At 51.1% G+C, this 3,972-nt stretch carries 2 protein-coding genes; both read right to left on the bottom strand.

Annotation, left to right across the window (positions count from 1 at the left end; genetic code table 11):
- Positions 1-3,094, bottom strand: a 3,094-nt coding sequence (locus tag ACO0LB_RS20335) for a DUF4347 domain-containing protein (protein WP_423052482.1), incomplete at its 3' end; no start/stop codon positions are given.
- A 2-nt stretch (positions 3,095-3,096) separates the two neighbouring features.
- Positions 3,097-3,963, bottom strand: a complete 867-nt coding sequence (locus ACO0LB_RS20340; RefSeq protein WP_423052484.1) for a sulfotransferase — start codon at positions 3,961-3,963, stop codon at positions 3,097-3,099.
- Between the last annotated feature and the right edge of the window lie 9 nt (positions 3,964-3,972).

Genomic DNA, 3,972 nt, shown 5'->3' on the forward strand with positions numbered 1-3,972 from the left:
TGACGTTAGCAGTGGTCAGGGTGTAAGAACCAGCCTGACCAGTCAGAGAAAGCTTGGAGACATCAATGGTGTCGCCGGTGACCATGTTGGTACCAGTGACGGACAATATACCGGTGCTGGCGTCATAGGTGGCGTTGATGACGAGGGGCTTGGCATTGGAAACGGTGATGCCGTTGCCAGTTAAATCAGCAATATTACCGCCGGTGATGACGCTGTCCCAGTCATCGGCAGCGGCGAGATTGTAGGTGGTGGTGCTGAGCGAAGAGGTGCCGTTTTTATTGAGCAGGGCATTGACCGCGGCAATGTCTGCACCAGACAAGGTGATGCTAAAGCTGGTAGCGGATGTGACTTCGACATTGGAAGAGGTGGAAAGTGTATAAGTTGAACCACCTTCCCCGGTGATCGTCAATTTGGAAACGGTGATGTCATTGGTGGCGCCGACAGTTTTAACCAGGTCAGTGCCGGTCACTGCCAGCACATTGGTAGCTCCGTCGAAAGTAGCCGAGGTGATAGTCGGTGCCGTCACATTTGAAACGGTGACGGTATTGCCAGTCAGATCGGCGGTGGCAGATGCTGTTACATCCCAGTTGGCGGCAGCGGCCAGGTTAAAGGTGGTAGTGTCAACTGCGGAACCGCCATTGAGGTTCAAGATACCGTTGATATTGAGTTTGTCGGCAGCGTTCAATGTCACCGTAAAAGAGGTCGCGCTGCTGGCAGTGACATTGGCCGAGGTCAGGGTGTAAGAACCAGCTTGGCCTGTCAGCGACAGTTTCGAGACATCAATGGTGTCGCCAGTAGTCATATTGAGACCAGTGACTACCAGGGTACCTGTGCTTGCATCATAAGTCGCACTGGTGATGGAAGTTGGCGGTGCGGCCGAGGTAAACGTCCAGGCAGAGTTTGAAGAAATACCCGCGAAACTCCGGCTGGCGCCATCCTGGAAGGCACCGCTATCAATCAACACATAGTAAGCAGTGTTCCCCGCCAGATCTGCATTTGGATTGATCGTTACTTTACTGTTGGCTCCGCCGTTACCACTACTAAATGTGACCTTGCTGCTGTCCGTGGCAGAAATGGTTTCCAGCACGGCATTATCAGATTGTCGGTAAATGACAATATTTTTAGCGGCGACAGCAGTAACTGCTTCACCAAAGTCTATGAACAGGTTGTAAGTGACGGGTACATCAATGACACCCGTGGCAGGTGACATGACGCCTGTGAAATTAAAAATGGCATTGTCACTAAATTCATAGGCACCGATATCTACTGAAGCACCACGGCCTATGCCACGTGCATCGGTAGCTGGTGCACCTGTGGTCGTACCTGCACTAATGGCATTGCTGCCTGCAGCCAGTGCAATGGTTTTGACTGCCCCACCATTGAAAGCAAGCGAACCGAGAGCCGAACCAAGGCTGGTTACGGTACTGGTCGCATTATTATGGCCTGACGTCGCATCTACACCTATGCTCGTGGGTATCAGATTATTGCTGCCAGCAAGTGTGGCTGTTGATGAAACATATACGTCATCATCAACCAAAGCAGTATTCGTACTGGTATTGTTGGCAATAATGGTATTTTTAACAGTAGTCGTGCCTGAGTTGGCTGCCAAAAGCAAGCCTCCTGCACCACTATTTGTGGAGTTGCCGCCCACGAAAGAATTGCCTACGATGGTGGAGTTAATGATGGTATTGACTGCGGTAGCATTACCACCAATCAATAGACCGCCCCCCCCACCAGCCGCATCACCAGTTTTACCTACCGAATTTCCAGTGAATGTAGAATTGCTAACCGTTACAGACGTCACACCTGATATTGCAGCGCCACCGCTATACCGACCATTTATCCCTGCATTATTGCTAAAAGTGGTGTTGGATATAGAAATGTTGTTGGCAGACGCGAAAAGACCACCGGCACCGCCACTGGAATACGTACCGGTGGAAGTGTTGCTGTCAAAAGTAGAATTACTGATCGTCAAGTTGCTGGACGCACCATAAAATCTGACACCACCGCCGTAGGTATTCGAGGTACTGTTTTTTATGATGACATGGTCGAGAGTCAAGTCTCCCGAGTTATAGCTCATGATGGCACCACCACCGAGAGAGGTGTTAATAGCACCATTGCTCAGGGTCATGCCAGAAATGGATAATGCAGAGGTATTTGCATTTGCCGGCACATAACCACTTGCCACAAATATACGAGAAGAATTACCGCCACTGATCGTCAACAGATTTTCACCAGGACCTACAATGGTGAAGGCATCAGCATTACCAGTACCATTAACATTGAGTGCACCTGTACTCAGGGTCAGCGTTGCCGCCCCGCTTGCAAATAGAGCCGGGTCAAACACAATGGTATCGGCGGCGGCGTTCCCTGTTGCGGATGTAATTGCTGCGCGCAGGGAGCCTGCACCGCTGTCATTGAGATTGGTTACCTTGATCGTCGCCAGATCATACTGGTAATTTTGGGCCGCGATGGCTGTAGTCTCTATCTGGCCGCTGTGATATTCCAGCACCCAGTCACCATGTACGCCTGTTTCATTGACTGATGCTGCTACATCGGCACCAGTGGCCTTGGCCAGTTGCTGCACAAACGTCGCGCCAGCATCTCCTTTGGCAACATCGCAGCCATACAACAGTATATCTGCACCCGGCGCCATGGCCTTATGTATTGTCGCCAGGCTAGTCTGGTAATCCGCCATATTAAAGGATGACAACACGGTATTGCCGAGCACCAGGAAGCCTTCACCACCATGCGAGACGATATGCACGCCGCTGATATCAGTCTTGCCCTGCAAGGCTTCGGCCATTTGCGTCACGCCATTTTTGAGCGGATCAAGCTTGATCACTTCTGCACCCGGTTTGATGTCAGCCAGCAGGCTTTGCCAGTTGCTCAGGGTTGTATCCACAAATACGACTTCATGGCTGCTGCCAGAAACCACTGCTGGCGCAGATGTCGATGCCAGTGCTGCCTGCGCAACTGGTGGTTGTGGTACAGATGTTGGTTGCGCTACCGGTGATATCGTGAACGATGCATTCATCGACTCATTGGTATCGTATTCATTCTGGCTTGGGTGGAGAGGATCAAAATTGTTCATGTTTATTTCCCTGAATGATCTGGTTGGACAGCGTCGCTGGCGACAAATTTGGCGGTGATGACATTGGCACGGCTACCGGCCGTGTCTTTCCAGAACGACAGCTGGCTGTATTGCTGAAACAAATCGGGTGGCAGTATGGTGTCGCGCGCTTCAAAGCTGACAGCAGGCCTTACCTTGTGCAGGCCGCGCATGCCCAGCGGGGCATCAAACTCGGGAGCGTCATACTGGATGTTCTGGAAATCATGTTCAAATGGCTCAGCACCAATGAAGTCATAGATCAGCGGCAGCACTTTTTGCGGTGCCTGGGCCAGCAAGTCATAATCAATCAGCAGCATGGAACCGGCATGCTCACTGTAAAAAGCACTCTTCAGGGCAGCCCAGGGATAACCTACCATGCGGTTGCGCAGAGCCAGGGTCTCTACCCGGCTATACACCGTGGCACGTTCATTGTCATCATTGAAGAGACGTGTGATCTCATAGGGGTCAGCCGCATATTTGCGTTCTATGCTGTCCATGACCCAGGCTACATTGCGCACACAGGCAATCACTTTGGAGTCAGGAAACTGATCCATCAGCATGGGTAAATGTGCTGTCCACATGCGGTTGGTATCAAACACCACACTTTTATCAGCGTGTTCAGCATAATAAGAATCAAACAAACCACGCACCAGACGCTTGCGTTCTGCCTTGGTAATGACAGGCCCAAATTCTGTACCAGCACCAAACTGATGCAAGATGCTCGTATATAAAGTACCAACCGGGCTGGTCATGCCAGCATGAAAGCGCGGATTTTGCAGCAACAAGGCTGCCAGCAGGGTAGAACCCGAACGTGGCAAGCCAGAAATGAAATGATATTTTGCGGCTGTCATAGAGTGTTA

Origin of the sequence: Undibacterium sp. SXout7W, from assembly GCF_049339385.1 — a bacterium.
Classification (GTDB): Bacteria; Pseudomonadota; Gammaproteobacteria; order Burkholderiales; family Burkholderiaceae_D; genus Undibacterium.